General features: G+C 69.1%; 17 protein-coding genes and 4 pseudogenes. 5 read left to right on the forward strand and 16 right to left on the reverse strand.

Annotated features, from left to right (window positions below; translation table 11 throughout):
* Positions 1 to 49: 49 nt before the first annotated feature.
* The 10 genes and pseudogenes from OJJOAM_RS06070 to apbC form a co-directional block, all read right to left on the reverse strand.
* On the reverse strand, positions 50 to 1,300 hold the full coding sequence (locus tag OJJOAM_RS06070) for a formate dehydrogenase subunit gamma (protein WP_422649213.1): 1,251 nt from the start codon (positions 1,298 to 1,300) through the stop codon (positions 50 to 52).
* Between the two features lie 61 nt (positions 1,301 to 1,361).
* The gene (locus tag OJJOAM_RS06075; RefSeq protein ID WP_422649513.1) at positions 1,362 to 1,598 is read right to left on the reverse strand and encodes a hypothetical protein; all 237 of its coding nucleotides are present in this window, start codon (positions 1,596 to 1,598) and stop codon (positions 1,362 to 1,364) included.
* 2 nt (positions 1,599 to 1,600) lie between these two features.
* Positions 1,601 to 2,290 carry a formate dehydrogenase FDH3 subunit beta gene (gene fdh3B, locus OJJOAM_RS06080; protein ID WP_064572710.1) on the reverse strand — a complete coding sequence of 230 codons (690 nt, stop codon included), beginning with the start codon at positions 2,288 to 2,290 and terminating at the stop codon, positions 1,601 to 1,603.
* 10 nt (positions 2,291 to 2,300) lie between these two features.
* Positions 2,301 to 5,330 carry a molybdopterin-dependent oxidoreductase gene (locus tag OJJOAM_RS06085; protein WP_422649214.1) on the reverse strand — a complete coding sequence of 1,010 codons (3,030 nt, stop codon included), beginning with the start codon at positions 5,328 to 5,330 and terminating at the stop codon, positions 2,301 to 2,303.
* A gap of 99 nt (positions 5,331 to 5,429) precedes the next feature.
* Positions 5,430 to 5,640 (reverse strand): annotated as a pseudogene (locus tag OJJOAM_RS06090) (formate dehydrogenase).
* A gap of 274 nt (positions 5,641 to 5,914) precedes the next feature.
* Positions 5,915 to 6,547: a TorD/DmsD family molecular chaperone gene (locus tag OJJOAM_RS06095; RefSeq protein WP_422649215.1), complete on the reverse strand. Its 633-nt coding sequence runs from the start codon at positions 6,545 to 6,547 to the stop codon at positions 5,915 to 5,917.
* Between the two features lie 145 nt (positions 6,548 to 6,692).
* Positions 6,693 to 8,877 (reverse strand): annotated as a pseudogene (locus OJJOAM_RS06100) (4Fe-4S binding protein).
* Positions 8,878 to 8,978: 101 nt separating this feature from the next.
* A complete protein-coding gene (locus tag OJJOAM_RS06105) occupies positions 8,979 to 9,665 on the reverse strand; it encodes a DUF3306 domain-containing protein (RefSeq protein WP_422649216.1) in 687 nt (228 codons plus the stop codon).
* A gap of 137 nt (positions 9,666 to 9,802) precedes the next feature.
* Positions 9,803 to 10,324 (reverse strand): DUF3305 domain-containing protein, encoded by a 522-nt coding sequence (locus tag OJJOAM_RS06110; protein WP_422649514.1) that lies wholly within the window; start codon positions 10,322 to 10,324, stop codon positions 9,803 to 9,805.
* Between the two features lie 11 nt (positions 10,325 to 10,335).
* Positions 10,336 to 11,424 carry an iron-sulfur cluster carrier protein ApbC gene (apbC, locus tag OJJOAM_RS06115; RefSeq protein ID WP_006578138.1) on the reverse strand — a complete coding sequence of 363 codons (1,089 nt, stop codon included), beginning with the start codon at positions 11,422 to 11,424 and terminating at the stop codon, positions 10,336 to 10,338.
* Positions 11,425 to 11,790: 366 nt separating this feature from the next.
* Here apbC and OJJOAM_RS06120 point away from each other — a divergent pair, with 366 nt between their 5' ends.
* Both OJJOAM_RS06120 and metG read left to right on the forward strand, forming a co-directional pair.
* Positions 11,791 to 12,423 carry an OmpA family protein gene (locus tag OJJOAM_RS06120; RefSeq protein WP_023263915.1) on the forward strand — a complete coding sequence of 211 codons (633 nt, stop codon included), beginning with the start codon at positions 11,791 to 11,793 and terminating at the stop codon, positions 12,421 to 12,423.
* Positions 12,424 to 12,733: 310 nt separating this feature from the next.
* Positions 12,734 to 14,819 (forward strand): annotated as a pseudogene (metG, locus tag OJJOAM_RS06125) (methionine--tRNA ligase).
* Between the two features lie 26 nt (positions 14,820 to 14,845).
* Here metG and bamE read toward each other — a convergent pair.
* The 4 genes and pseudogenes from bamE to OJJOAM_RS06145 all read right to left on the reverse strand — a co-directional run bounded on the left by bamE (position 14,846) and on the right by OJJOAM_RS06145 (position 21,756).
* Entirely contained in the window at positions 14,846 to 15,394 is a 549-nt protein-coding gene (gene bamE / locus OJJOAM_RS06130) for an outer membrane protein assembly factor BamE domain-containing protein (RefSeq protein WP_422649217.1), read from the reverse strand.
* Positions 15,395 to 15,492: 98 nt separating this feature from the next.
* Positions 15,493 to 19,740, reverse strand: coding sequence for a translocation/assembly module TamB domain-containing protein (locus OJJOAM_RS06135; protein WP_422649218.1), 4,248 nt, complete (start codon positions 19,738 to 19,740; stop codon positions 15,493 to 15,495).
* Positions 19,737 to 19,985: a hypothetical protein gene (locus OJJOAM_RS06140; RefSeq protein ID WP_422649219.1), complete on the reverse strand. Its 249-nt coding sequence runs from the start codon at positions 19,983 to 19,985 to the stop codon at positions 19,737 to 19,739. The genes OJJOAM_RS06135 and OJJOAM_RS06140 overlap by 4 nt, the downstream gene beginning before the upstream one ends.
* Positions 19,985 to 21,756: pseudogene (locus OJJOAM_RS06145) on the reverse strand (autotransporter assembly complex protein TamA). Before OJJOAM_RS06145 ends, OJJOAM_RS06140 begins: the two are co-directional and overlap by 1 nt.
* A gap of 330 nt (positions 21,757 to 22,086) precedes the next feature.
* On the opposite strand from OJJOAM_RS06145, the gene OJJOAM_RS06150 reads away from it, so the two are divergent.
* The 3 genes from OJJOAM_RS06150 to panC all read left to right on the forward strand — a co-directional run bounded on the left by OJJOAM_RS06150 (position 22,087) and on the right by panC (position 24,115).
* Positions 22,087 to 22,275, forward strand: coding sequence for a DUF3460 family protein (locus OJJOAM_RS06150; protein WP_149317714.1), 189 nt, complete (start codon positions 22,087 to 22,089; stop codon positions 22,273 to 22,275).
* A gap of 67 nt (positions 22,276 to 22,342) precedes the next feature.
* The gene (locus OJJOAM_RS06155) at positions 22,343 to 23,221 is read left to right on the forward strand and encodes a segregation and condensation protein A (RefSeq protein ID WP_422649220.1); all 879 of its coding nucleotides are present in this window, start codon (positions 22,343 to 22,345) and stop codon (positions 23,219 to 23,221) included.
* A gap of 45 nt (positions 23,222 to 23,266) precedes the next feature.
* Positions 23,267 to 24,115, forward strand: coding sequence for a pantoate--beta-alanine ligase (gene panC, locus OJJOAM_RS06160; RefSeq protein WP_422649221.1), 849 nt, complete (start codon positions 23,267 to 23,269; stop codon positions 24,113 to 24,115).
* A gap of 145 nt (positions 24,116 to 24,260) precedes the next feature.
* Here panC and OJJOAM_RS06165 read toward each other — a convergent pair whose 3' ends face one another.
* Positions 24,261 to 25,424 (reverse strand): ankyrin repeat domain-containing protein, encoded by a 1,164-nt coding sequence (locus OJJOAM_RS06165; protein ID WP_422649222.1) that lies wholly within the window; start codon positions 25,422 to 25,424, stop codon positions 24,261 to 24,263.
* 58 nt (positions 25,425 to 25,482) lie between these two features.
* The gene (locus tag OJJOAM_RS06170) at positions 25,483 to 26,682 is read right to left on the reverse strand and encodes a PepSY-associated TM helix domain-containing protein (RefSeq protein ID WP_422649223.1); all 1,200 of its coding nucleotides are present in this window, start codon (positions 26,680 to 26,682) and stop codon (positions 25,483 to 25,485) included.
* Positions 26,683 to 26,737 lie beyond the last annotated feature (55 nt).

Here is a 26,737-nt window from a genome sequence, read left to right on the forward strand (position 1 = left end):
TGGCACACCGGCGCGTACAACGGCGCGCACAACGACGGTACGGCAGCGCCTACGCCTCGCCCGGCGCGGGCCGCCGTTCCGGCTGGCGGCGCGAAGGCGTGGAACGCTGGGCCGGGATCTTGCCCGAGCGGACGTCGTCGTACCAGTGCTCGTGGTGCTCCTTCGCCCAGGCCTCGTCGACATAGCCGTCGCGCATCGCGCGGTAGGCGCCTTCCATGCCGATCGTGCCCATGTAGATATGCCCGAACGCCATCGCCATCATCACGATCGCGGCGATCGAGTGGACGATATGGGCCAACTGCATCGTGGTGCGGTAGTAGTCCAGGCCCGGCACGATCTTGTCGAGCACGAAGCCCGAGGCCGAGATCAGCATGCCGAGGAAGAACACGCCGACCCAGAACCAGCCCTTCTCGCCGGCGTTGAAGCGGCCGCTCGGCACATGCTTGCCGCTCGCAATGCCGCCCAGGCTGGTCAGCCAGCGGATGTCGTCGCGCGACGGCAGGTTGTCGCGCACGAAGATCACGAAGCCGACGATCAGCGACAGCGTGAAGACCGGTCCGACGATGTTGTGGACGTTCTTCAGCAGATAGGTCAGCCAGCCGAACAGCGTATGGCCCATGATCGGCAGCAGGAAATGCTTGCCGAACAGCATCACGATGCCCGACACCGCCAGCACCACGAAGGCGATCGCCATGGTCCAGTGGACGATGCGCTCCAGCGGCGTGAAGCGCTCGATCATGCGGCCGGTCGGCGCTGACTTCAGCGGAATGGTGCCGCGCCAGACGAAGAACGCCAGGATCACCGCCGGCACCAGCACCAGCAGCCAGCCGCCCCAGACCGTGATCACGCCATTGCGCAACAGCCGCCATTCCTGGCCGGTACGCAGGATCAGCACGCCGGCTTCCTTGTCGGGCAGGCTGCTGTAGTGGCGCTGGTCAGAGTTGATCTCGCGCCAGACCGGCGCGTTGTTGCCCGGCTGCGTCCGCGTGCGGCTCTGCTGCTCGCGCGCCTCGGCGGCGATGTCGCGCTCGGGCACGTCGAAGATGTTCTGCGAGGCGATGCCCGAGAACGGCTGCTGCGGATGCAGCGCGGGGTTGTTCGTGTCGGCATCGCCCGGCGTCGGCGTAGCGGCCGGGCTCTGGCCCTGCGCGGCGGCCTGTGCGGGCGCTTGCGCGGGCGTTGTCTGCGCCTGCGCCGCGCCGGCGTGCAGCAGCGGCACGGCCAGGGCCAGCGCGCATGCGGCCGTTGCCGCGGCGGCACGGGCCTTGCCGGCCAGCGCGGAAATCAGCTTGGCGCTCATAGGGCCTCCTTCGGATCGGCTTGAAGTCGGCGGCAACGGCGGCCGCCCATGCACGCCCCGCTCATTGGACGCGCGTGTACTCGTTCTGCAGCTGATTGCGCTGGCGGATCTGCTTCTGCCAGCTGGTCTGGTCGCCCTGCGTCCAGCCGGTGGCGACGAAGGGATCGCCGGGCGCGCCCTTCCAGGCCGCGGTGTCGGTCTTCTTCGGGCTCGGCTTGGCAGTTTGCGGCTCCTCGCCGCAGCCGGCCAGCCCGATCAGCGCGGCGGCGCCCGCCGCCATCCACATCAGCTTGTTCATCTTCATGATGCCTGCCCCGCGGGAGTCGACGGACCGGCCGGCGTTTGCTGGGCCGGAGCCGGGGTGCCGGCCGGCGCGGCCGGGGCGCGCTGGGCGGCCTGGCCGTTGGTGCCGTAGGCCGTGCCCCAGCCGAACACATCGCCGCCGGTGCCGCGCTTGATCACGCGGTTGCGCAGGATGTCGGCGATCACGTCGCCATCGCCGCCAAGCAGCGCCTTGGTCGAGCACATCTCCGCGCACAGCGGCAGCTTGCCTTCGGACAGGCGGTTGCGGCCGTACTTCTCGAACTCGGCCTCGCTGCCGTTGGCTTCCGGACCGCCCGCGCAGAACGTGCACTTGTCCATCTTGCCGCGCACGCCGAAGGTACCGGTCGACGGGAACTGCGGCGCGCCGAACGGGCAGGCGTACGAGCAGTAGCCGCAGCCGATGCAGACGTCCTTGTCGTGCAGCACCACGCCGTCGTCGGTGCGATAGAAGCAGTCGACCGGACAGACCGCCATGCAGGGCGCGTCCGAGCAGTGCATGCAGGCCACCGAGATCGATTTCTCCGCGCCCTGCACGCCGTCGTTGACCGTCACCACGCGGCGCCGGTTGACGCCCCACGGTACCTCGTGCTCGTTCTTGCAAGCGGTGACGCAGCTGTTGCACTCGATGCAGCGCTCGGCGTCACAGATGAATTTCATGCGTGCCATTGTGTTCCCCTTACGCGAAGCGCTCGATCTGGCAGACCGTCGTCTTGGTTTCCTGCATCATCGTCACCGCGTCGTAACCGTAGGTTGTCGCCGTGTTGACCGCCTCGCCCCGCACGATCGGGTGAGCGCCGTCCGGGTAGTAGTCCAGCATGTCCTTGCCCTGCCACCAGCCCGAGAAGTGGAACGGGATGAACGCGGTATCCGGGCCGACCCGCTCGGTGACCAGCGCGCGCACCTTCAGCGTGGCGCCGGTCGGCGTCTTGACCCAGCAGTAGTCGCCGTTGCGGATCCCGCGTGCGGAGGCCGCGCGCGGATTGATCTCGACGAAGTTCTCCTGCTGCAGCTCCGCCAGCCACGGGTTCGAACGCGTTTCCTCGCCCCCGCCCTCGTATTCGACCAGGCGGCCGGAGGTCAGGATGATCGGGAACTTCTCGTGGATCTTGTTCTCGACGTTGCGCTGCTGCACGGTCTTGTACAGCGTCGGCAGGCGCCAGAACGCCATCTTGTCGTCGTGGGTCGGATACTTGGCGACCATGTCCGGACGCGTCGAGTACAGCGGCTCGCGGTGCTGCGGAATCGGGTCCGGGAAGTTCCACACCACGGCGCGCGCCTTGGCGTTGCCGAACGGGTGGCAGCCGTGAACCTTCAGCACGACGCGCTGGATGCCGCCCGACAGGTCGGTCTTCCAGTTCTTGCCCTCGGCCGCCTGCTTCTCGGCGTCGGTCAGGTCGTCCCACCAGCCCAGCTTCTTGAGCAGCACGTGGTCGAACTCGGGATAGCCGGTGGTGATCTCCGCGCCCACCGAGTGCGAACCGTCCTCGGCCAGCAGGCTGACGCCCTCGCGCTCCACGCCGAAGTTCGCGCGGAAGTTGCCGCCGCCGTCCATCACGTGGCGCGTGGTGTCGTACAGGTTCGGCGAGCCCGGGTGCTTGAGCTCCGGCGTGCCGTAGCACGGCCACGGCAGACCGAAGTAGTCGCCGGTCAGGTCATAGCCGGTGGCCGCGTCCTTGCCGCCCTTGCAGCGCAGCGTCTTGACGTCGAACATCTGCATATTCTTCATATGCGCCTTCAGCCGTTCCGGCGACTGGCCGGTGTAGCCGATGGTCCAGTTCGACCTGTTGATCTCGCGCAGGATCGACTCGGGCTCCGGCTCCATCCAGGTACGGCCGGCGCGCTTGACCTCGATCAGCTTGTAGTTGCGCGACAGCTCCTTGCCGAAGCCGAGCTTGTCGGCGAAGGCCTGCATGATCGTGTGGTCGGGCATCGATTCGAACAGCGGCTCGATGACCTTCTCGCGCCATTGCAGCGAGCGGTTCGACGCCGTGCACGAGCCCGAGGTCTCGAACTGCGTGGCGGCCGGCAGCAGATAGACGGCGCGGTTCGGATTGACCTTGTCGCCCTCGGCGGGCGGCATGTTGGCCATCGCCGCGGTGGCCGACGGATACGGGTCGATCACCACCAGCAGGTCCAGCTTGTCGAGCGCCTTCTTCATTTCCAGGCCGCGCGTCTGCGAGTTCGGCGCATGGCCCCAGAAGAACACGCCGCGGACGTTGTTGTCCTGGTCGATCAGGTCGCTCTTCTCGGTGACGATATCGATCCAGCGCGACACCGTGGTGCCGGACTTCTCCATCATCGCCTGCGAGGGGAACCGCGACTTGATCCACTCGTAATCGACGTTCCACACCGCGGCGTAGTGCTTCCACGCGCCGGTGGCCAGGCCGTAGTAGCCCGGCAGCGAGTCCGGGTTCGGGCCGACGTCGGTCGCGCCCTGCACGTTGTCGTGGCCGCGGAAGATGTTGGCGCCGCCGCCCGACACGCCGATGTTGCCCAGCGCCAGCTGCACGATGCAGGAGGCGCGCACCATCGCGTTGCCGATCGTGTGCTGGGTCTGGCCCATGCACCAGACCAGCGTGCTCGGCCGGTTCTTGGCCATGGTCTCGGCGACCTTGTAGACCTCGGCCTCGGGCACGCCGCAGGCCTCTTCCACCTTGTCCGGCGTCCACTTGGCGAGGACTTCCTCGCGCACCTTGTCCATGCCGTAGACGCGGGTGCGGATGTATTCCTTGTCTTCCCAGCCGTTGTTGAAGATGTGGTACAGCACGCCGAACAGGAACGGGATGTCGGTGCCCGAACGGATGCGGACATACTGCTCGGCCTTGGCGGCGGTGCGGGTGTAGCGCGGATCGACCACGATCACCTTGCAGCCGTTTTCCTTCGCATGCAGCAGATGCAGCATCGACACCGGATGCGCCTCGGCCGCGTTCGAGCCGATATACAGCGCAGCCTTGCTGTTCTGCATATCGTTGTACGAGTTCGTCATCGCACCGTAGCCCCAGGTATTGGCCACGCCCGCGACGGTCGTCGAGTGGCAGATGCGCGCCTGGTGGTCGGTGTTGTTGGTGCCGAAGAACGACACCCACTTGCGCAGCAGATAGGACTGCTCGTTGCTGTGCTTGGACGAGCCGATGAAGAACATCGAATCCGGGCCGGTCTCCTGGCGGATCTGCTTCATCTTCGCGGTGATCTCGTCCAGGGCCTGGTCCCAGCTGATGCGCTGGTACTTGCCGTTGACGAGCTTCATCGGATATTTCAGCCGGTACTCGCCGTGGCCGTGCTCGCGCAGCGCCGCACCCTTGGCGCAGTGCGCGCCCATGTTGATCGGCGAATCGAACACCGGCTCCTGGCGGACCCAGACGCCGTTCTGCACCACCGCGTCGACCGCGCAGCCGACCGAGCAGTGGCCGCAAACCGTGCGGCGCACGACGATATCGCCCTTGCCGTTGCCGGCGGCCTTGCCGTCGGCGGCATCCGCCTTGCGGATCAGCGTCAGTTGCGATGCAGCCAGGCCCGCGCCCACGCCGATGCCGGAGCGCTTCAGGAAGCTGCGGCGGTCCATGGTGGGCATCGCGCCGGCGAGGCTCGTGGCCAGCCGCGCCGACAGGCGTGCGGACGAAGCGGCGGCCGGCTGGGCGGACGCGAGTCGATCAACGCGCTGCGCAGGGGCGCCGCCCTGGGCCGCGTGCTTGCGGGTCAGAATCATGTGTCACCTCGGGAAAGGTACGAAGCAGGCAAAGGCGATATCGCGAGAGACGGCCGCGCCGGGATGACAGGCATCGCGGCGCACCGGCAATCGCGCGGCTTAAACCAGCGTCGTCCGGTAATACTTCCGTACGTGTTCAGAGACACGGTAACCGTTGCTGTCGGCGGGAGTGGGTTCCGGCGCGGGGATCGCACCGGCGGGGGGCGGCAGGCGTGCGCGCGGTCAGGGCCGCGGCACCCGCGGCGGCAGTCACGATGCCAGCACCGGCGAGGAAATGGCGACGTGCGACCCGGGTTTCCTTCTCTTTCATGGGGGGGCTCCTCGGTAATATTTACCGATTACCAATCTAGTTATGCATTCTTTTTGCGTATTGTAGATCGATCTGTACGCAATGGCCATGCTGACCGCGGGTTTATCCTGATTTTCCGTAATCATGGCGCTGTGCATCAAATGTCTTGAGACATGTCTTTGCACGCCACGCGAACCCGCATCGCGACATCTCGTTCTGCACGCCAACTGCGCATTTATCGGCTCGCCGAGCCATGCGCTTTAGCGCTGCCACGCACCTCACGCACTTCACGCAATCAATGCATCTCCATCGCGACCGCCTCGACGGCCGCGAACGACTTCAGCAATTCCGCCGCGCGCGCATAGAAGCGCGCGCCCGGATGCGCAATCACCGTATCGCACAGCGATTCGACCCACGGCTGCAGATGGCGCGCGAAGAAGCGCTGCTGCTCGCCGAGGTTGGACACCGCGAGATCGTCGCCGGCAATCAGGAAGCGCATCACCTCGCATAGCGTCGCGATATGGTCCTCGGGTTCGCTGACGCCTTCATGACGCTCGAGCCCGTAGCGCGCCAGATCCTCGCGCACCGCCACCAGCGGGCGTTCGTGCAGGAAGCCGGTCTGGTAGTACGAGCCGTACAGGAACACATCGGGCTTGCCGATGCCGACGAAGAGCTGCTGGTATTCGTCGGCGGCCTCGGCCTCGGTGGTGCCCGCGGCCGCTTCGCCCAGCGCGTTCCAGGCCTGGCCCAGCGGGCTGGCCGCATCGTCGGCATGCGCGCGATTGGCGGCGATATGGTGCAGCAGCGCCGCGTCGGGGGCGCGATAGAACAGCGTGGCCAGCAGGCCGTAGAGGTCGGCGCGGGCGGTGTCTTCGGCCTGGTCCGCGGGGGCGGCCTGGGTCAGCTGGATAGGCTGGAAATCGGTCATCGGATCGCGGTGAGAGATGTGGGCAGTACTACGTCAAGGGCCGCATCGGCCTGCGGCATTGGCTCGTGGCATCGGCGTGCGCAAGCGGCTCGTGGCATCGGCCTGCGGCATCGGAAACCGGCGCCGGCTGCCGCCGGCGCCCTGCTCATTGCAGCGTCGCGCCGGTCGCGGCCCCGGTGTCCTTCTCGATCATGTCGACGACCCGGCAGTCGCTGCACATCTTCAGACGATCGGCCGCGGCGCCGGCAAAGGCCGGATGGCCGGCCAGGCGTCCCAGCATGGCCTCGACCATCTGCGCGGTGCCGAAGGGCTTGGCGCAGCGGATGCAGTGGAACGGCCGGGTCTCGTGCAGCGTGACGGGCTGGCGCACGGCATCGCCGGTCAGCAGGCGCGGCACCAGCGTGATCGCGTCTTCCGGGCAGGTCCGCTCGCACAGGCCGCACTGCACGCAGTTGCGCTCAAGGAAGGACAGCACCGGGCGCTCGCTGTTGTCGCGCAGCGCCTGCGACGGACAGGAGCCGACGCAGGCCATGCACAGCGTGCAGCGGCCGGCGTCGACCTGCACCGCGCCCAGCGGCGCGCCGGCCGGCAGCGGCACGGTCTCGGCCGGCAGCGGTGCATGCGTAGCCAGGTGATCGAGCGCGAAGCCCAGCGTTTCGCGCTTGGCCGCGGCGGCATGGAAGGCCGCCGGCGGCAGCGCGGCGCCCTTCGGAGAGAAATTGGGCGACAGGCGCGCCAGCGCGCGATCGAGCGAGCCCGCATCGGGGGGCGTCGATCAGCGTAAAGAACTCGCCGCGATAGCCCAGGCCGGCCAGGATGGCCTGCGCCACGGCCATCTGCTCGGCCAGCGCGGTGCGATATTGCGGCGCTTCGTCGCCGGTCAGCATCACTGCGACGCGGTCCGCGCCCCAGGCGATCGCCGCCAGCCACAGCTCCAGGCCGACCGAGGCCGGATGGAACAGGCCGACCGGAATCACGTTCGGCGCGATGCCGTCGAGCCGGCCCGCGCGAGCCTCGCGGCCCAGCGTCAGGATGCGGGCGTCGCCATGCTCCTGCCCGTGCAGCAGCAGCACGGCATCGCGCCCGCCGGCCTGCCGGTAGGTCGACAGAAGCGTGCGCAGGCGCCGGCCCTGATGATCGGGCTTCGGATAGGCATAGCTGATCGCGCCGGTCGGGCAGACCGTGGTGCAGGCCCCGCAGCCCACGCACAGGTTCGGCGCGACCTCGATGCGGCCCTTGCCGTCCTGCCAGCGCGAGCCGATCGCTTCGGCCGAGCAGACGTCGATACACGCCGAGCAGCCGGTTGTCCGATTGCGGCCGTGCGCGCACAGCGATTCCTTGTACTGGAAGAACTTCGGCTTCTCGAATTCGCCGACCAGCTGCGTCGCGGCGAGCGCCATCCGTTCCTGGCGCAGCGGGTCCGCGCCCGCGTGCAGATAGCCCTGCGGCGGCGCGTGCCGGCCGAAGAAGGGGCTGTCGTTCAGATCGAAGACCAGGTCGAAGCGCTCGCTGACCGTGGCGGCGGGCCGGTCGAAATCGATCGCCGCGGCGGCGCCGCAGGCCTTCACGCAATCGCGGTGGGCGGTGCAGCGGCTCAGGTCGATCTGGTAGCTGAAGTCGATCGCGCCTTCCGGGCAGACCTCGATGCAGGCATTGCAGCGGGTGCACAGGTCCAGATCGATCGGATTGGCGCGGCCCGCGCCGGTCTCCCAGCTGGCCTCGAAGGCGCCGAGCCAGCCGCTCAGCTTGTCGAGCCGGCCGCTGTGGACCGGATAGTCTCGCGTCGCGGGCGGCGTCGCGCCATCGACGGCGCCGGTGCCCGGGCCGGTGCCATTGGACCCGCCGAGCAGAACCGTCACCTGCAGGCCCGCCTCGCCCAGGCGGTCAGCCCACGGCAGCGCGCGCGCGGCCGGACCGAACACCAGCACGCTGCCCGCCGAGCGGTAGTCGACCACCGGCACCGGGTCCGGGTCGGGCAGTGCCGCGGCGGCCAGCAGCGCGGCGATCTTGGCATTGGCCGTGCGCGGGTCCTTGCGCGCGCCGCGCGACCAGCCGCCGGTCTCGCGGATATTGACGAAGCGCACCGGCGCGGTGACGACGCCGTCGGCCTGCGTCTTCGCGGCCAGTTCGGTAAACAGCGGGCGTTCCTGCGTGCAGGCGACGATCACGTCTTCGGCGCCGTCGAGCGCGGCGGTGAAGGCGCCGACCTCGCGGCGGCACAGCAGGCGGTGGACTTTCAGCGGGGCGGCGCCCGGCTGGGTGGAGGCATCCGACAGTGCCGCCCCGTCAAGCGGCATGGTGTCGTTGCAATTGCAGATCAGCGTCGGCATGGTCGGTACAGCTGGCCGGCTTGCCAGCCCGCTTCTGTCGAGCGGGTCCGCGCCGGCGGTTTGTGGGGGAGTGACATTGTAGGCCCGCCGCGGGGCCAGGGCTACGCAGGTTTGTCCGTAGCTGGTTCGGTATGCGGCACGGCGGCGGTGGCATCGGCCTCCGGCAGGGGCGTGGTTTGCGCCTGCGCGCCCACCTTGGCGCCGTCGTCCGGGGCGGCCAGCGCGGTGCCATCCGGCTCGCCGGCACCGTCCTCGGGGACATCAACGGACGATTCGGCCTGGGCTTGAGCTTGAGCTTCGTCGTCCGGAGCCGAGCCCTGACGGCCGGCAGCGGTGCCGGGCTCTTCCACTTCCTCGATCGGATCGAACAGGCCCAGCGTCTCGGACTGGCGCAGGCGCCGCAGCACGTCGGGCGGAATCGGGTCCGGCTTGCTGTAGTCGTCGATATAGATATCGAGCCCGTCCATCACATTGAAATGCGGGTCGGCGAACAGCGTCTTCAGTGCGGCGCGCTTGACGGACTCGTCGACGCCCTGGGCGACGAAGCGGGCCACGCTGTCGCCGGGCTTGAGCATCGCCACGTCGGCCAGCGTCGGCGCGGGCGGGGCCTCGGCTTCGGGCGCGGCGGCACCGGCCGTCGCATCGACCTTCGCCGGAACGGCGACCGGCGCTGCGGGCGGCGCGGCAGGCGGCGATACGGGTTCGGCCGCCACGGCCTTGCCCTCGCGCACGGCGGCCTTGCGGCGTGACCAGCGGGACAGGAAGGACGTTTCGGTCGAATCGCTCATGATGGAGAGTCGGGCGGAAAGGATGGGGGATAACGACATCCCTGCCGCGGATTTCAATAGTGTGTTCAGCAACGCGTTCCGTGCTGCGTTCGCTGGTGCGTTTGCCTGTGCGCTTGCTTGTGGGCTTGCCGGTGCGTTCAGTAGCGCGCCCGGTCCTGCGGCGACTTGAACGACTCCGGCCGCCGGCGCTTCTTCGGCTCGGGCCGGTAGTGCTCGGCCACATAGGCCTGCAGCCAGGCCAGCTGTTCGGGCGCGAGCGGCACGTTCTCGACCGTCTCGCCGGCATCGAGCCAGCGCCCCGCCTCGTTGTACGACAGCGAGACGGTCACCGGCAGCGGCCGGCGACCGTCTTCCGGCTGGGTCTCGTCCATGCGCCACAGCACGAACCAGCACGGCGCCGTTGAGCTCAGGTTCAGATAGTAGCCCTCGGCTTCGTCGCGGAACAGCTCGACGGGGTAGCCGGGATAGAGCCAGCGCGCGCCCTGGTCGTCCTCGTGCAGGCAGTGCGGCTCGGTGCCGAACGCGCCAAGGTCCGGCACCACCGCTTCCAGCTCCCATTTCCAGGGCTGCCAGCGGCTGGCCAGCGCGATCCTGCGCATCACCACCGCCATCGTGACGGCGGGACGGCTGCCGGCCGGCGGCGGAGCCTCGGACTGCATCGGTTCCATGGTCAGGTGTTCTGCACGACGATGCTGGGAAACTTGCTCGTCATGTCGCGCGCCTTGTCGGCGACCTTGATCGCCACCTTGCGCGCGATGCCGCGATAGAGCTCCGCGATCGGGCTGTCGGGCTCGGCGACCACCGTGGGCCGGCCCGAATCGGCCTGCTGGCGGATCGACAGGTTCAGCGGCAGGCTGCCCAGCAGGTCGACGCCATATTGCTCGCACATCCGCTCGCCGCCGCCCTCGCCGAAGATATGCTCGACATGGCCGCAGTTCGGGCAGCAATAGACCGCCATGTTCTCGACGATGCCGAGGATCGGGATGCCGACCTTCTCGAACATCTTCAGGCCCTTGCGCGCGTCCAGCAGCGCGATGTCCTGCGGCGTGGTGACGATCACCGCGCCGGTCACCGGCACCTTCTGCGACAGCGTCAGCTGGATGTCGCCGGTGCCCGGCGGCATGTCGACGATCAGGTAGTCCAGCTCGTGCCAGTTGGTCTGCCGCAGCAGCTGCTCCAGCGCCGAGGTCACCATCGGACCACGCCAGACCATCGGGTTGTCCTGCTCGATCAGGAAGCCGATCGAGTTGGCCTGCAGCCCGTGGCCTTCGAGCGGCTCCATGGTCTGGCCGTCGGCGGACTCGGGACGGCCGTCGATGCCCAGCATCATCGGCAGGCTCGGGCCGTAGATGTCGGCGTCCAGCATGCCGACGCGCGCGCCCTCGGCGGCCAGCGCCAGCGCGAGGTTGACGGCGGTGGTGGACTTGCCGACGCCGCCCTTGCCGGACGCGACCGCGATCACGTTCTTGACGCCGGGCAGCAGCTTGACGCCGCGCTGCACCGCATGGGCGACGATGTGCATGGTCACCGTCACGCTGACATTGGTGACGCCAGGCAGGGCGCGCAGCGCCGCGATCACCAGCTTGCGGATCGGGTCGAGCTGGCTCTTGGCCGGATAGCCGAGTTCGACGTCGAGCGAGACATCGCCGCCATCGACACGGATATTGCGGGCGGAGCGCGTGCTCACCAGATCCTTGCCCGTGTTGGGATCGATCACGGTGCGCAAGGCTTCGGTAACCTGGTCAACGGTAAGGCTCAAGACAATCTCCGCTACTTGATATGTGGGGGAAGGCGCGTACTGTATCAAAGAGTGGCCCCGCGGCTCGGCGAGGGCCAGGAAGGCTTCGATTATCCCTGTGGTGCACAAGGGATTACACGTGCTTACAACTTTCACAGCGTGGCGCTTGTGCACGGGGCGCCATCTCCCTATTGTAGTGCCCCGAAACGTCGGCTCGCCCCGGATCCCGCCCGAGACTGCGGCGGTGCCCGGAAGCAGCCTGAATCGCCACTTGGCGCTTGCATTTTTTGGAAGCTGCTGGCGCAATTAGGCCAGTGCGTCACAATGCCTCAACCCGAGGCGCAGGCAGCCGCAGTTGAAGCACAACAATCGACAGAAGGAGAAAGCATGAAACTCAAGCTCGTCAGCCTTTCGATCGTCGCCGCACTGGCCGCCGGCTGTGCGACCGAGCAGGGTACGCACACCGCCGTGGGTACCGGCGCGGGCGCCGCCGTGGGCGCCGGCCTGGGCAACCTGATCGGCGGCAACACCAAGGGCACCGTGATCGGCGCCGCCGTCGGTGCCGCCGCGGGCGGTGCGCTGGGCTACAACTGGAACGCGATCCGGGGCAAGCTGAGCCGCGATACCGCCGGCACCGGCACCCAGATCACCGAGCAGCCGGACGGCTCGCTGAAGGTCAATATCCCCAGCCAGGTGACCTTCGATACCGACAGCGCGACCATCAAGCCGTCGTTCCGCTCGGTGCTCGACCAGGTCGCCCAGACGCTGAGCCAGCATCAGGACGTCAACGCCACGGTGATCGGCCATACCGACAGCACCGGCAACCCGACCTACAACATGCAGCTGTCCCAGCGCCGCGCCCAGAGCGTGGCAGGCTACCTGGGCGATCGCGGGGTCGCGCGCAACCGCCTGAGTGCCGAGGGCCGGGGTCAGTCCCAGCCCATTGCGGACAACGCCACCGAGGCCGGCCGGGCCCAAAATCGCCGGGTCGAAATTTTTTTGAAACCAATTCAAGGATGATGGAGTCATAGAAACAGGTACCGCTTGCCACCGTTGCTGGCTCGCGATGGGTGGCTGACCTCCCGGGCGGTACCTGATTTCTCCTCCTTTTCCGTTGTGGAAAGCTGCGCCGGCTCAGACCGGCGCTTTTTTTGGGCCGCGCCTGGTCACGCACTGGGCCGCGCGTTTGCCCGCACGCGTGGCCGCGCGGTCCGCACCGGCGCCGCGGCCGGTGCCCGCCTGCCCCGCTTGCTAGAATGTCGGTTTTCCGCGCCGGCCCCGCCCGCGCTGCGGAACACCGATATCCAACCGCTTCCCGACCGGCATCCCCATGACAGCACGTCGCATCCTCGTCACATCTGCCCTGCCTTACGCCAACGGCCAGATCCATATCGGCCACCTGGTGGAATACATCCAGACCGATATCTGGGTCCGCTTCCAGCGCATGATGGGCAACGAGGTCTATTACGTGGGCGCCGACGATACCCATGGCACGCCGGTGATGCTGCGCGCGGAAAAGGAAGGAATCACGCCGAAGCAGCTGATCGACCGGGTCTGGAACGAGCACAAGCGCGACTTCGACAGCTTCCTGGTCTCGTTCGACAACTACTACAGCACCGACTCCGAGGAGAACCGGCTGCTGTGCGAGAAGATCTACTCGGCGCTGAAGGCCGAGGACCTGATCGCCGAGCGCGACGTCGAGCAGTTCTACGATCCGGTCAAGAACATGTTCCTGCCGGACCGCTTCATCAAGGGCGAGTGCCCCAAGTGCGGCGCCAAGGACCAGTACGGCGACTCCTGCGAGGTCTGCGGCACAACCTATGTGCCGACCGACCTGAAGAACCCGTACTCGGTGGTGTCGGGCGCCACGCCGGTGCGCAAGTCCTCGACCCACTATTTCTTCAAGCTGTCCGATCCGCGCTGCGAGAGCTTCCTGCGCGAGTGGGTGGCCGACCTGGCCCAGCCGGAAGCCAGCAACAAGATGCAGGAATGGCTGGGCAGCGACGGCGAGGCCTCCACGCTGTCGGACTGGGACATCTCGCGCGATGCGCCCTACTTCGGCTTCGAGATCCCCGGCGCGCCGGGCAAGTTCTTCTACGTCTGGCTGGACGCGCCGATCGGCTACTACGCCAGCTTCAAGAACCTGTGCGAACGCAAGGGCATCGACTTCGACGCATGGGTCGGCCCGCATTCGACCGCCGAGCAATACCACTTCATCGGCAAGGACATCCTGTACTTCCACACGCTGTTCTGGCCGGCGATGCTGCGCTTCTCGGGCTACCGCACGCCGACCAATGTGTTCGCGCACGGCTTCCTGACCGTCGACGGCGCCAAGATGAGCAAGTCGCGCGGCACCTTCATCACCGCGCAGAGCTATATCGACACCGGCATGAACCCGGAATGGCTGCGCTACTACTTCGCCGCCAAGCTGAACGCCAGCATGGAAGACCTGGACCTGAACCTCGACGACTTCGTCTCGCGGGTCAACAGCGACCTGATCGGCAAGTACGTCAACATCGCCAGCCGGGCCGCGGGCTTCCTGGTCAAGCGCTTCGACGGCCGCGTCGACGACGCCGCGCTGTCGCACCCGCTGCTCGAGCAGCTGCGCCAGGCCGCGCCGCAGATCGCGCAGCTGTACGAGGGCCGCGAATACAGCAAGGCGCTGCGCCTGGTGATGGAGCTGACCGACGCCGTCAACGCCTTCGTCGATGCCGAGAAGCCGTGGGAACTGGCGAAGGACGAGGCGAAACGCCCGGCCCTGCACGCGGCCTGCTCGGTGTCGCTGGAAGCGTTCCGCCTGCTGACCGTCTACCTGAAGCCGGTGGTGCCCAACGTCGCGGCCGGCGTCGAGGCCTTCCTCAATGTCGAGCCGCTGGACTGGCGGGCGATCGACCGCCAGCTGAGCAGCGCCAGCCCGATCAAGCCGTACTCGCACCTGATGACGCGCGTGGACGCCAAGCAGATCGAGGCGCTGCTGGCCGCCAACCGCGACTCGCTGCAGGCCGCGCCGGCGGCCGGCGCGGCCGGAGCCGAGGCCGGCAATGCCGCCCCCCGCCGGCATCGAGCTCATCGCCGATACCATCACGATCGACGACTTCGCCAAGGTCGACCTGCGCGTGGCGCGCATCGTCGAATGCAGGAAGGTCGAGGGCTCGAACAAGCTGCTGCAGCTGACGCTGGACCTGGGCGAGGGCAAGACCCGCAACGTCTTCTCGGGCATCCAGTCGGCCTACCAGCCGGAGCAGCTGGTCGGCAAGCTGACCGTGGTGGTCGCCAACCTGGCGCCGCGCAAGATGAAGTTCGGCCTGTCCGAAGGCATGGTGCTGGCGGCCTCGGCGGCCGACGAGAAGGCGGCGCCGGGCCTCTATATCCTCGAACCGCATGCGGGCGCGGTGCCCGGCATGCGCATTCGCTGATCGCTTTGCGTGTGCGGGGGGCGGCGTCAGCCGCCCTGCACCTTCGACGGATCGTCGCTGCGCGAGGTATGCGTGACGAGCCCGTCCGTGCCGAAGTGCACGTTGAAGAAGGCCTTGTCCTGCGAGGTCTCCCACCAGCGGTAGCCCCACACGGTTTCCTGCTTCAGGCGGAAGGCCTCGATCTTCGTGGGCTTGCCCAGCATGCGGCGCACGCTGTCCTGGCTCATGCCGGCGCGTACGCGCTGGAAGTTCTCCGCCGTCAGCACCTGCTCGATCGCGCCGACCTTGCCGTCGGCGCCGATCGTCACCATCCAGGTGGTGGCACCCTCGGGTCCGCGCGGATATTCGAGGCGGCGGGCGCCGTTCTCCTCCTCCCAGACGATCTCGGGCCGGCCGGCCTGGCGGCGCAGGTCGTCCTCGGTGGAGACGCCGGGCTCGATCCCCTTGAACAGCTGGCCGTCGGGCTGGACCGATTGCCAGGCCGAGCGCGCGGCATCGCCGGCCTTGTTCAGCGCCTCGTCGACCTTGCGCTGGTCGCAGCCGAACAGCGCCAGCACCGAAGCGATCAGTCCCATCGCTGCCACCCCGCGCGCGGACCGGCGGCCCGCAGCCACGCCGCTGCCGCCGTCATCGCTTGATGGCCTCGGTAGGCCCTTCCGGTGGTGGGGGCGGATTACCGGCGTCCCCCGCCGGTGCTTTCCGTGCTTGCATCCTGCTCTCTCCTGGCGCCCTCGCGCCGTGGTGACGATCCTGAAAACAGCTGGCTCCAGCTGTCGAAACGGCGGTTGAACAGCAGCGACAGCCCGTTGATGGTGCCGCCCCTGGCGATCAGCGACCAGCGCCGCGAGAACGCCCAGGTCACCTTGGCGACGTTGGCGGCCGACGTCAGGCTCTGCTCGTAGCCGACCGAGATCTTCTCGCTGACCGCCTTGCCGACGCTGACCACCTGCTGCTCGTTCAAACCCGCGGTGCTCGGGCCGATCGAGAACTCGTCGATGCCGAAGCGCTGCACCACGCCCTTGCCGGCCTTCGAGCCCAGCATGCCGAGCGCCGCGCCGCCCAGCGCCGCCCCGCTCAGCTGCTGTTGCTGCCCGGCGGTGCTGCTGTCGGCGCCGTAGCCGAACATCAGCCACGACAGCTTGTCCTCGTCCGGCACGTTGGGCTCGGACACCAGCCGCACGCGCGGCAGCCGTACCGTACCGGTGACCTCGACGCCCGCCTCGACTTCCTGGTTCAGCCGCATCGCGCGGATATTCAGGTTCGGATTGCCGACCGGGCCGTTGAAATTGACGATGCCGCGCGTGATCTGCAGCCGCCGGCCGAAGGCCTCGTAGGTGCCGTCGACCACCCGCACGGTGCCGGTCACGCGCATCGGCGTCAAGGGCTCGCTGTTGACGCCCAGGCGCCCGGCCAGCAGCAGGTCCGCCCCCGCGCCGCGGAAGCGGAAGCGGTCGCCCAGGTCCACCGACAGGTCGATCACCGGGGCGAAGCGGCTGGTCGGCTGCGATTCGGGCACCGCCGGCGTGGCCGCGGTACGCACCTCGCGCTCGGCGCGCCGGTCCGACTTGCGCACGATCACCACGTCGTCGCCGAGCACCGGCGCACCGGCCTTGGGCAGGTCGAACAGGCCGCGATCGACGCGGAACTTGCCGCGGATCACGAACTGCCGGTTCTCGTTGGCCATATCGGCATTGCCCGACACCACCAGCGTCCGCTCCGGGCTGGCGAACAGCTCCAGCCGGTCGGCGACGATGCGGGCGCGCAGCGTCGGATCGGTTTCGCCGAGCCGCACGTTGCCGCTGGCGGTCAGCGTCCCGTCGCCGCCGCGGAACAGCACCTGGCGCAGTTCGATCACGTTGCGGTCGAGCACGATGCGCACGATGCCGTCGGTCAGGCGGATGCCCTGGTCGTACAGCGTGATGGCCAGGCCGTCGCCGTTGATGGTGCCGGTCAGCACCGGCGCGCCGATCGTGCCGGCCAGCTGCATCGCGGCCGCCAGCCGGCCGTCGAAGGCGTATTGGGGACCGGTCAGCGCCTCCAGCGCCTTGAGCCGCGGCACATCGAAGGCGACCTGGCCGCCCAGCGCCGAGGCCGGCGTCACGGTCAGCACGCCCTGCTCGGGCATCAGGCCGGCGAAGGCGTCGACCCTGGCGGTACCCAGGCGCGACGACACCACGTTGCCGCGCAGCTGCAGGCGGTTGCCGGCGGCGTCGGCACGCAGCACGGTCTCGCCCAGCCCCAGCGTGGTGTAGCCCCGGCCGGCGTTGACCGACAGGTCGCCGCTGCGGCGCCGCAGTTCGGCAAAGCCGGATGCGGTCTCGGCCAGGTTCAGGTTCCACTGGCCGTCCAGTATCAGATCCGAGCGCAGCGGCGGCGCATCGCCGGTGAAGGCCTCGGCGAGCGCGAGCAGATGGCCGACCTGCAGGCCATTGAGCGCGCCCTGCGTGCGGATGCGGCCGCGGTCCCAGTCCAGCCGGTCCAGGGCGATGGTGCCGCGTGCGAGTTGCAGCCGTGTCTGGCCCAGCGTCAGCTTCTGCGCGCCGGCGCTGACGGCCACCGGCGTCAGCAGCTTCAGTTCGACGGTGCCGCGCTCCTCCAGCGTGCCGACCGTGCCGGTCCAGGTGCCGTTCTTCCAGCTGCCCTGCCCCGCAGCCTGCAATTGCAGCGGCCGGCGCCGCATGCGGCCCTCGCCTTCGACACTGAAGCTGTGCCTGGCCTGCGTGCCGTCCAGGCTCGCCTGCAGCGTGCTCATCGTCAACTGCGGGCCGCGATAGCCGCGCGCGTCCAGCCGCAGCCGCAGCGGACCGTCGATGCCGCCGCGCAGGTCGGCGTTGCCGCTGGCGCTCTCGACGCGGTGCGGGCCCATCGACAGCGTGCGGGCATCGTAGGTCGCGGTGATCTCCGGTCGCTGCCAGGTGCCGCTGACCTGGGCGTCGAGCTTGAGCGTGCCGCCGACGCCGAACTTGAGCCGGTCGAGCTGCGGCGCGTCGACGGCCACCGTCATGCGGTCGCCGCGCGCCCCGAAGCTGCCGCGCAGGTCGGCGCGGTTGCCGGCCATCGACAGCGTCGCCTCGCTCGGCAGCAGCCGCTGTCCGGCCAGCCGGACCTTGCCGCCGCCGGTCATCGGCAGCCCGGCGTATTCGCTGTCGCCGATGGAAAAATCCGCCGCCACGCGCGGCTCGCCGGCCAGCGTGCCCGAGGCGTCGAAGTTCGCGTTGATGCGGCCCTTGGCGACGCTCGCCAGCCGCGCCGGGTCCAGATCGCTGATGCGGCCCTTGAAGCTGAACGGCTGCTGCTCCTTGAGCCCGAGCCTGCCCTCGGCGTGCAGGCTGCCCTGCGCGACGCCCAGGCGCAGCGCGGCCAGCGTGACGGCGTCGGCGTCGATGCGCGCGTCGGCGAACAGCTTGAGCTCGCCGCCGCCGAGGTCCAGCGCCACGCTCTGGCGGCCCGGCTCCAGCCGCACGATCACCGGGCCCGACAGCCGCGCGCTGCGCAACTTGCCGTGCAGCGCATGCGGATCGAGCCGGCGCACGTCCAGATCGAAGCCGCCGCGGCCGTCGCGCAGCGAGCCGCTGCCGGCGATCTCGCCATTGCCGGCCAGCGCCACGCGCAGGTCGCGCACATGCTGGGCGGCCTGGCTCAACTCGACCGTGGCGCGCACCGACTGCACCGGCAGCCGCTCGGCGTCGAGCGGCCCGGGCTCGTGGTTGCGGATGGAGACTTCGCCGGCCACGGTCAGCGGGGCCGCGCCCGGGGCCGCGGGTGTCGAAGGCTGGGGAGCCGAGGCCGCCGGCACGCTGGCCGCAGGATCTGAGGGCACAGCCGTTACCGGAACACTCGCCCCTGGAGCCGAAGGCGCTGATGCCGCCGGAACACTGGCCCCGCGAGCCGAGGGCGCCGGCACCGCCGGAACACTGGCCGGCGCGGACGCGGCCCCCGGCGCTGCGGGCGCTGCCGCGCCACCGCTGCCGTTCACCGGCCGCAGCTCCGCATGCACCGACAGATTCGCCTGCGGCGCGGAAGGGTTGAACAGCCTGGGGTTGATGCGCTCGCCGTCGACCCGCAGGCGCGTGAAGGGCACCTGCCCGAACGGCGTCAGTTCGATCTCGCCGCGGCCGCGCAGGCGGTCGCCGCTCGCCTCGATATCGGCCCGCAGCGCCTCCAGCGTGCCGTTGGCGCGCGCGCTGACGTTATAGGCCTCCTTCTCCCACTCGCCTTCGAGCACCGCCTCGCCGTTCAGCGCGAACGGCGCCTCGCCGGCGATCTGCGCGTTGGCCGACAGCTTGCCGTAGGGCGTCACCAGCCGGTCGACCGTCAGCCGATGCCGGCTGCCGTCCGTATGCAAGGCGGCCGACAGATCGGAAAACACCAGCGGCGACGCGGTCGCCTCGGGCCCGCGCAGGATCGACAGCCGCGCCAGCGTCAGCGCATCGACGTCGATCGCCAGCGGCAGCGACAGCGAGTCCGGCAAGGTTGGCGGCGGCTCGTCGGGCTTGTCCTCGGACGGCGGCAGCCGCACGTCGACGTTGCCCAGCCGCAGCGCGGCCACATGCAGCCGCGTCCGGCCGGGGCCGAGATGCCAGGCCAGCGACCAGCTGCCGTCGAGCCGGTCCACGCTGACGCGGGTCTCGCCCTGCGCGAACACCACGTCGCGCAACTGCAGGCCGCGCGCGAAGGTGCCGCCCTGGTACTGGCCGGCCAGCACGCCGGCGGACAGCCGGGTCGCCAGCGACCACAGCTCGCGCGAGCCGCGCTCGGTGCGCAGCGCCGCGCCGAGCGCGACCGCCAGCAGCACGATCAGCGCCAGCAGCGCGAGCAGCACGATGCCGAACACGCGCAGCCAGCGCCGGCGCCGCGGCTGCGGCGCGCGCGGCGTTTCGCTGCCGCGGGCGGGAACGGAAGGCAGGTCGGGCGTGCTCATGCGCCGGGACTCGGGAAATCGGCAGGGACGGTGGTGATCGAAGCGGCCGCGGCGATCGAAGCGATCCAAGCGATCGAACCGATCCGGGTGATCGAAGCGATCGAACCGATCTGGGCGATCGGAGCGATCGGATCGATCCGGGCGATCGAAGGGATCGGAGCAATCCGGGCGATCCGGGCGATCGGCGCAACCCCCGCGATCGCCTCTTGCGCCGGTGCCGGCCGGCACGAAGGACGCATCGCCATCAGAATGCCACTCCCAGCGAGATATGCGGGCGGAATTGCCGCTCCTGGATGCCGTAGCCCACGTCCAGCTGGACCGGCCCGACCGGGCTGCGCCAGCGGGCGCCGATGCCGACACCGTGGTAGATGCGCACGCCGTCGAGATTGTTGGTGGCGGTGCCGGCGTCCCAGAAGATCGCCGCGCCCCAGTCGGGCTTGAACCAGTACTGGTACTCCAGGCTGGTGGTGGCCAGGTACTTGGCCGGCAGCACGCTGCTGCCCCGCCGCGTGCCGATCGACTGGAAGCCGTAGCCGCGGATCGAATCGGTGCCGCCGGCGCGGAAGCGCAGCGTGGCCGGAATCTTGTCGGCGCTGCCGCTGGTCAGGTCCGCGCCCAGCTCGAGCCGGGCCACGATCAGGTCGCGGGTGCGTACCGGGATGTATTGCCGGATGCGGCCGTACAGGCGGACGAAGGTCTGGTCGGTCAGGAAGCCCTCCACCGCCGCGCCGACCTGGGTGTTGATGATGTTGCCGCGGCGCGGGAACACCGGATTGTCGACATCGCGCCGGGTCCACGCGTATTGCGGCACCAGCGCCTTGCTCAGCTGGCGCGGCTGGTCGTACGGCTGCAGGTCGTCGTAGAAGAAGTCCAGCGACAGCGCGGTGTCGTAGCGCTCGCGCGTGCGGGCCCGGCGCACGCCGGTGCGCCAGCTCCTGGTGTCGGTATTCTCGATGTCGAGCGTGCGCTCGTAGCTGGCGTACACGCTGTTGCGGTAGGTCTTGCTGTCCGGCGGCATCGCCACCTCGGCGAACGCGTACTGGCGCTTCTGCTCGATGCGCGCCTGCGAATCGAAGATCCAGGCGCGGTTGAACAGGTTGTAGTAAGCGTAGCGCCCCCTCGACCTGCGCGCCGGTATCGGTGTTGTAGCCGACGCCGGAGACGATCCGATGAACCGGATACTCGCGCACCCGCACATTGACCGGCGCGGTCACCGTCTCGCCATTGCCGTCGGCGTCGGGCACCGGATCGCCGAGCTCGACCAGCACATTGGAGAAGTACGGCTGGTTCTGGATCGCGCGCTGCAGCTCAAGCAGCCGCTCGACGCGATAAGGCTCGCCGACGTACAGCGGGTTGACGTTGCGCACGATCTGCTCGGGATACCGCCGCGTGCCGCTGACCACCAGCGCGCCCATGCGGTAGGCCGGACCGCTGTCGTAGGTCGCGCTCAGATCGGCGGCGCGCTCCTCGGGCTCGATGCGCGCCTGCGAGGCGGCCAGCTTTGCGCCGTAGTAGGCGTTGCTCTGCAGCTCCACCAGTGCGTCTTCCTTGGCCTTGTCCCAGTCCGATTGGCGGAACGGGTCACCGACCGGCAGTCCCCACTTCTTGCGCATCGCCTCGACCTGCTCGGGCGAGCGCGTCGCCGCGGGTCCGCGCACATCGACGTCGACCTGGCGGATCAGCGTGCGGGCGCCCGGGTCGACCGTCACGTGGATCACGCGGCTGTCGCCGCTGCCCCTCGACGCGGGTGGTGGTCTGCGGATCGAACCAGCCCTCGGTGGCGGCAAAGGCCCTGACCTGGTCGCCGACCGTCTCGACCATATAGGCGATCTGGTCCTCGCCCAGGTCGGCCCGCTCGCGATAACGGACCAGGTCCAGATGCTCTTCCAGGATGTCCTTGAGCGGCTCGGGCGCCTCGACCTGGACCCGGTAGGCCGCCTGGACCGGCGCCGGCAGCAGGGCGAACACCAGCGCCAGCAATGGGGCGAACAGTGGGGCGAACAGCGGGGCAAGCAGAGGAGTCGGCGGGCGAGCCGGCGCGGGAGGCAGGTGGGGAGCCAGGGAGGGTGCCGGCTGCGCGGCCAACCGCCGGGCAAACCGCCGCGATGCCTGCGCGGACGCCACCGCGCCGCTGCCCCGGGGGGCGGCGGAATCCGATGCGCATGATCCCGAGGTCCAATATCATCCGTCGTTGCGATCCGACAAAGTCGCTATTTGACCACACCCCGCGGCCCGATCCGCAAACCCCGAGCGCCCCAGGCCGGCAAAGCCCGCCCCGGCATGGCAATACGGTAGAATCGCGGCAGTTTTCCATTCCCCTATAGCATTCTGTATAGCTTTCCTGCCATGGCCATGTACGAATCCGAGATCACCCAGTTCCTGAAGGCGCTCAAGCAGGAGCGCCCGTCGCTGGAGGCGGAACAGCGCCAAGGCCGCGCCCTGCTGTGGGACAAGGCCCCGATCGACCTCGAGGAGCGCCAGCGCGCCGAGGCATCGCGGGTCCCGCAGAAGCCCTACGTCTACTCGCTGGACTGATGCCGGCACGCATCCCGGCGCCGCGGCCCCGGCCGACCGCCGCGATGCGCGCGCAACCGCCCCACTCATGAACCATAGCGAACAGGACAAGCTCGCGCTCGCGCTCGAGCTGCCCAGCGTGGCGCCCGAAGGCGCCTCGCCGGACACGGTCGACGGCATGGCGTTCGCGCGCCTGTACGGCGAGCCGCTGTTCCAGCTGCCGCAGGACCTGTATATCCCGCCCGACGCGCTCGAGATCTTCCTCGAAGCCTTCGAAGGGCCGCTGGACCTGCTGCTGTACCTGATTCGCAAGCAGAACTTCAATGTGCTCGACATCCCGATGTCGCAGGTCACGCACCAGTACCTGGCGTATGTCGAGCAGATCCGCAAGAGCAACCTGGAGCTGGCGGCCGAGTACCTGCTGATGGCCGCGATGCTGATCGAGATCAAGTCGCGCATGCTGCTGCCGGTCAAGAAAGCCGACAGCGGCGAGGACGCCGAAGACCCGCGCGCCGAGCTGGTGCGCCGGCTGCTCGAATACGAGCAGATGAAGCTCGCCGCGCAGAAGCTCGACCAGGTGCCGCAGCTGGGCCGCGATTTCCTGCGCTCGCAGGTCTACATCGAGCAGAGCCTGGCGCCGCGCTTCCCCGACGTCGACACCACCGACCTGCAGGCCGCCTGGGCCGACGTGCTCAAGCGCGCCAAGCTGAACCAGCACCACAAGATCTCGCGCGAGGAACTGTCCGTGCGCGAGCACATGAGCCAGATCCTGCGCCGGCTGCAGCATGCCCGCTTCATGGAGTTCACCGAGCTGTTCGAGGATGCGATCCGCTCGGGCAAGGGCGTGCCGGTGGTGGTGGTCAATTTCATCGCGATGCTCGAGCTGTCGCGCGAGTCCCTGGTGGAAATCACCCAGGCCGAGCCCTATGCGCCGATCTATGTGCGCCTGGCCTATACCCCCGCATAGCCCCGGCATCGCCGCGCGCTTTTCCTGACGAGCAGTAACGCATCCATGAAAGTCATTTCCTCCATTCACGAGCTGCGCGACCAGTTGCGCGGCCAGAACCGGATCGCCTTCGTCCCGACCATGGGCAATCTGCACGAAGGCCATCTGTCGCTGATGCGGCTGGCGCGCCAGCACGGCGATCCGGTGGTGGCCTCGATCTTCGTCAATCGGCTGCAGTTCGGTCCCAACGAGGATTTCGACAAGTATCCGCGCACGCTGCAGGACGACATCGAGAAGCTGCAGAAGGAAGGCGTCTACGTGCTGTTCGCGCCCACCGAGCGCGACATGTACCCGGAACCGCAGGAATACCGGGTCGATCCGCCGCACGACCTGGGCGACATCCTCGAGGGCGAGTTCCGCCCGGGCTTCTTCAACGGTGTCTGCACGGTGGTGATGAAGCTGTTCTCGTGCGCGCAGCCGCGCGTCGCGGTGTTCGGCAAGAAGGACTACCAGCAGCTGATGATCGTGCGGCGCATGGCCAACCAGTTCGCGCTGCCGATCGACATCGTGCCGGCCGAGACCGTGCGGGCCGAGGACGGGCTGGCGCTGTCGTCGCGCAACCGCTATCTGTCGCCGGACGAGCGGGCCGAGGCCCCGATGCTGTACCGCACGCTGCATCAGGTGCGCGACCAGGTGCTGGCCAACGCCGGCGGCGGCGCCGAGCTGACCGCGGTCGAGGCGCAGGCCCTCGACGCGCTGAAGGCCCGCGGCTGGAAGCCCGACTACGTGTCGATCCGCAAGCGCAGCAATCTGCAGGCACCGAGCCGCGATGAATACGCGGCCGGCGAACCGCTGGTGGTGCTGGCCGCCGCCAAGCTCGGCGCCACGCGTCTGATCGACAATCTGGAAATCTAGCGGGCGCGGCCGGCGGCGTCTGGCCCGCCGGCCCTGCCCCTTCTCGCCTTCCGTTCCCTGCCTTACCCTCCCCCGCCTTCCCCCTCCCCGCCTTACCCTCCCGTTCCCGCCTTCCTTCCCGCCCTTCCCCGGCCCCCCGCCGCCCCTACTCGGCGTCAGCTCCCATCCCGGCCCGCAGCGACCGCTCCAGCTGGACCAGGCCGCGCTGCAACACGACCTCGCACGCCAGCCGGCCCGCGCCGTCCCGCACCTCGGGGTTGATCCCATGCGCGATCAGTACCTGCAGCACCTCGGCGCTGCCGGCGCGCGCGGCGAGCGTCATCGCGTTCCACCCATCCTCGTTGATGGGATACCAGGCCGCATCGCCGCTGAGCAGCACATCCGCGATCCCGGCGTGGCCATTGGTTGCCGCATACATCAGCGGTGTGCCGCCGCGGCCATCGGTGGCGTCGACGTCCGCCCCGGCCAGCAGCAGCCGCAGCAGGTTCTCGCGCTGACCGTCACCGGCGGCCAGCATCAGCGGCGTGATCCCGGCCTTGTTGCGGGCATCGACCTCCGCGTCCGCCCTCAGCAGGGCGTCGACCACGTGCTCCGATCCGATCGCGGCCGCCATGTGCAGGGCGGTGTTGCCGACATTGTCGCGGGTGCGCACCGAGGCGCCCTCCTCGAGCAGCAGCGCGACCGCGTCGGCGTGGTCGCCCAGCACGGCCGCCATCAGGGCGGTGCGCCCGTCCATGTCGGGCATTTCGCGCAGCGCTGGCCCGCCCTCGCGCAGCAGCCATTGCAGCGCCGCGTCCGAGGCGCGCATCGCGCCCCGCAGCGCATAGTGCAGCGGGCTCGCGCCCGCGCGGGTGACGGCGCGCAGATCGACCCCGCGCGCCAGCAGCAGTTGCAGGACTTCCGGACCGCTGCGCCCGAAGGCGGCGAAATGCATCAGCGTCTCTCCTCCCTCCGTACGAAACCGCCGCAGCGTGGGATCGTGCGCCGGCCACGATGACAGCAGCCGCAGTGCGCCCTCGTCGTCGCCGCGGCTGAGCGCGTGCAGCAGCGTGGCGATGGCGGCCACCGGCATGGCGAGCCCGGCCGGCCGGGAAATGGACGACGCACGCGGACATGGTGCAGAGAACATGCTCCCTCCCGTTTCGAACGTTGGTTTCCAGCGATGGATGCGCGGCGGCCGGGTTGCGTGGCGGCCGGCGCCGGCCAGTATTGCGGCGTGCGGCGAAGGCGCTTCGCCTTTTTGGCGGGCCTTGTGGAAATCGAAGTGCGAGGGGAGGGGAACTGCGAATGCGAAAGGTTGCGCCGGCATGGCGGCGCGGCGGCGCCCGCGCGAGATCCAGCGGGATCGCGCGGGCCCGTGCGGGGAATCAGCGGTGCACCGCCTGCCGCTGCTCGGTCTTCTTCAGATGGCGCCGGTGGCCGCGCTGGCGCTTCCACCAGATCAGCACGCCGGTCAGCGCAAACAGCAGCGGCGCCAGCCCGAACGCGGAGATGAAGATGCGGCCCGGCATGCCGAACGCCTCGCCGGTATGCAGCGGGTACATCCAGTTCAGCACGGTGTCGCCGGCCGGCGCGGCGAGCGGATCGCGCACGCCGAGGCGGGCCCCGGTATAGGGATCGAGCCACAGCCGGGTCGCACCGCTGCCCTGGCGCACCTCTCCCGGCTGGCGCAGCCGGATTTCGTAGGCATCGGTCGGCTGGCGCGGGAAGGACACGCGCGACACGATCGCATCCGGGTACAGCGCCTGGGCCGCCTGCACCGCCTGCTGCGTGCCCATCGGCATGGCGCCCTCGTAGGGCGGCGTGGAGGTCGGCCGTGCCGGCGCGGTGACCGTCATCACGCTGCCGACCAGCGGCGTGACCCACTTCGGCAGATTCAGATACCAGCCGGAAAACGCGATTGTCGCGAGCACCGGCGCGGCCAGGATGCCGCCGGCGCGATGCAGCGAATAGTTCAGCCGCCACCACGAGCCGCCGTGCGTGATGCGGAACGCCTGCAGGATCGCCCGCGCCTTCAGCTTGGGCCACCACAGCGCGATGCCCGCCAGCACCGTGAACAGCAGCAGCATGCCGCCCACGCCGGCCACGGTCTTGCCGGTATCGCCGGCGAGCAGGTAGTGATGCAGATGGAAGAGCGTGGGCATCAGCAGCGGGCGCGACAGCCCCGGCTCGCCCCAGACGCGTTCGCCCTTGATCGCCAGCGTGGCCGGATCGATCATCACCTGCCGCGAGCGGCCCGGCACCGGGGCGGACTTGCCCGGCTCCTTGACGTGATACCAGGCGATGAAGACGTCGCGCTCCGACACCGGCAGCATCAGCATCCTCGGCTTGCCGTATTGCGGATCGGCCTTCAGCTTGGCGACGACCTCTTGCACGGCCTCGGCACGCAGCGGCAGCGAGACCGGCGCGGAGGCCACCAGCAGTTCGGGATTGAGCGCGGCGTCGATCTCGTGGCGCCACGACAGCACGGTGCCCGTCAGGCCCAGCAGCACGAACAGCACGCCGAGCCACAGGCCGATATACAGATGGAGTTTGACGAGCAGGACGCGCAGGCGGCCGGTAACCATGGTGTGGAACGATGGCGCGGCCGGCCGATACCGTCGCGCGCTACGAGGCTGACAA

Source organism: Cupriavidus sp. H18C1, assembly GCF_049311595.1.
Taxonomy (GTDB): domain Bacteria; phylum Pseudomonadota; class Gammaproteobacteria; order Burkholderiales; family Burkholderiaceae; genus Cupriavidus; species Cupriavidus cauae.

Coding starts and splice junctions, on each gene's coding strand:
- bamE (WP_422649217.1), bottom strand. CDS start 15,394: ATGGGACTGATCGCTTCGGTGCTGGCGCTGTTCGGCTGCGACCAGCGC.
- OJJOAM_RS06155 (WP_422649220.1), top strand. CDS start 22,343: ATGAACCATAGCGAACAGGACAAGCTCGCGCTCGCGCTCGAGCTGCCC.
- OJJOAM_RS06165 (WP_422649222.1), bottom strand. CDS start 25,424: ATGCCGGCGCAACCTTTCGCATTCGCAGTTCCCCTCCCCTCGCACTTC.
- OJJOAM_RS06170 (WP_422649223.1), bottom strand. CDS start 26,682: ATGGTTACCGGCCGCCTGCGCGTCCTGCTCGTCAAACTCCATCTGTAT.
- OJJOAM_RS06070 (WP_422649213.1), bottom strand. CDS start 1,300: ATGAGCGCCAAGCTGATTTCCGCGCTGGCCGGCAAGGCCCGTGCCGCC.
- OJJOAM_RS06150 (WP_149317714.1), top strand. CDS start 22,087: ATGGCCATGTACGAATCCGAGATCACCCAGTTCCTGAAGGCGCTCAAG.
- OJJOAM_RS06075 (WP_422649513.1), bottom strand. CDS start 1,598: ATGAACAAGCTGATGTGGATGGCGGCGGGCGCCGCCGCGCTGATCGGG.
- OJJOAM_RS06120 (WP_023263915.1), top strand. CDS start 11,791: ATGAAACTCAAGCTCGTCAGCCTTTCGATCGTCGCCGCACTGGCCGCC.
- OJJOAM_RS06105 (WP_422649216.1), bottom strand. CDS start 9,665: ATGAGCGATTCGACCGAAACGTCCTTCCTGTCCCGCTGGTCACGCCGC.
- OJJOAM_RS06110 (WP_422649514.1), bottom strand. CDS start 10,324: ATGCAGTCCGAGGCTCCGCCGCCGGCCGGCAGCCGTCCCGCCGTCACG.
- fdh3B (WP_064572710.1), bottom strand. CDS start 2,290: ATGGCACGCATGAAATTCATCTGTGACGCCGAGCGCTGCATCGAGTGC.
- panC (WP_422649221.1), top strand. CDS start 23,267: ATGAAAGTCATTTCCTCCATTCACGAGCTGCGCGACCAGTTGCGCGGC.
- OJJOAM_RS06135 (WP_422649218.1), bottom strand. CDS start 19,740: ATGAGCACGCCCGACCTGCCTTCCGTTCCCGCCCGCGGCAGCGAAACG.
- OJJOAM_RS06085 (WP_422649214.1), bottom strand. CDS start 5,330: ATGATTCTGACCCGCAAGCACGCGGCCCAGGGCGGCGCCCCTGCGCAG.
- OJJOAM_RS06095 (WP_422649215.1), bottom strand. CDS start 6,547: ATGACCGATTTCCAGCCTATCCAGCTGACCCAGGCCGCCCCCGCGGAC.
- OJJOAM_RS06140 (WP_422649219.1), bottom strand. CDS start 19,985: ATGGCGATGCGTCCTTCGTGCCGGCCGGCACCGGCGCAAGAGGCGATC.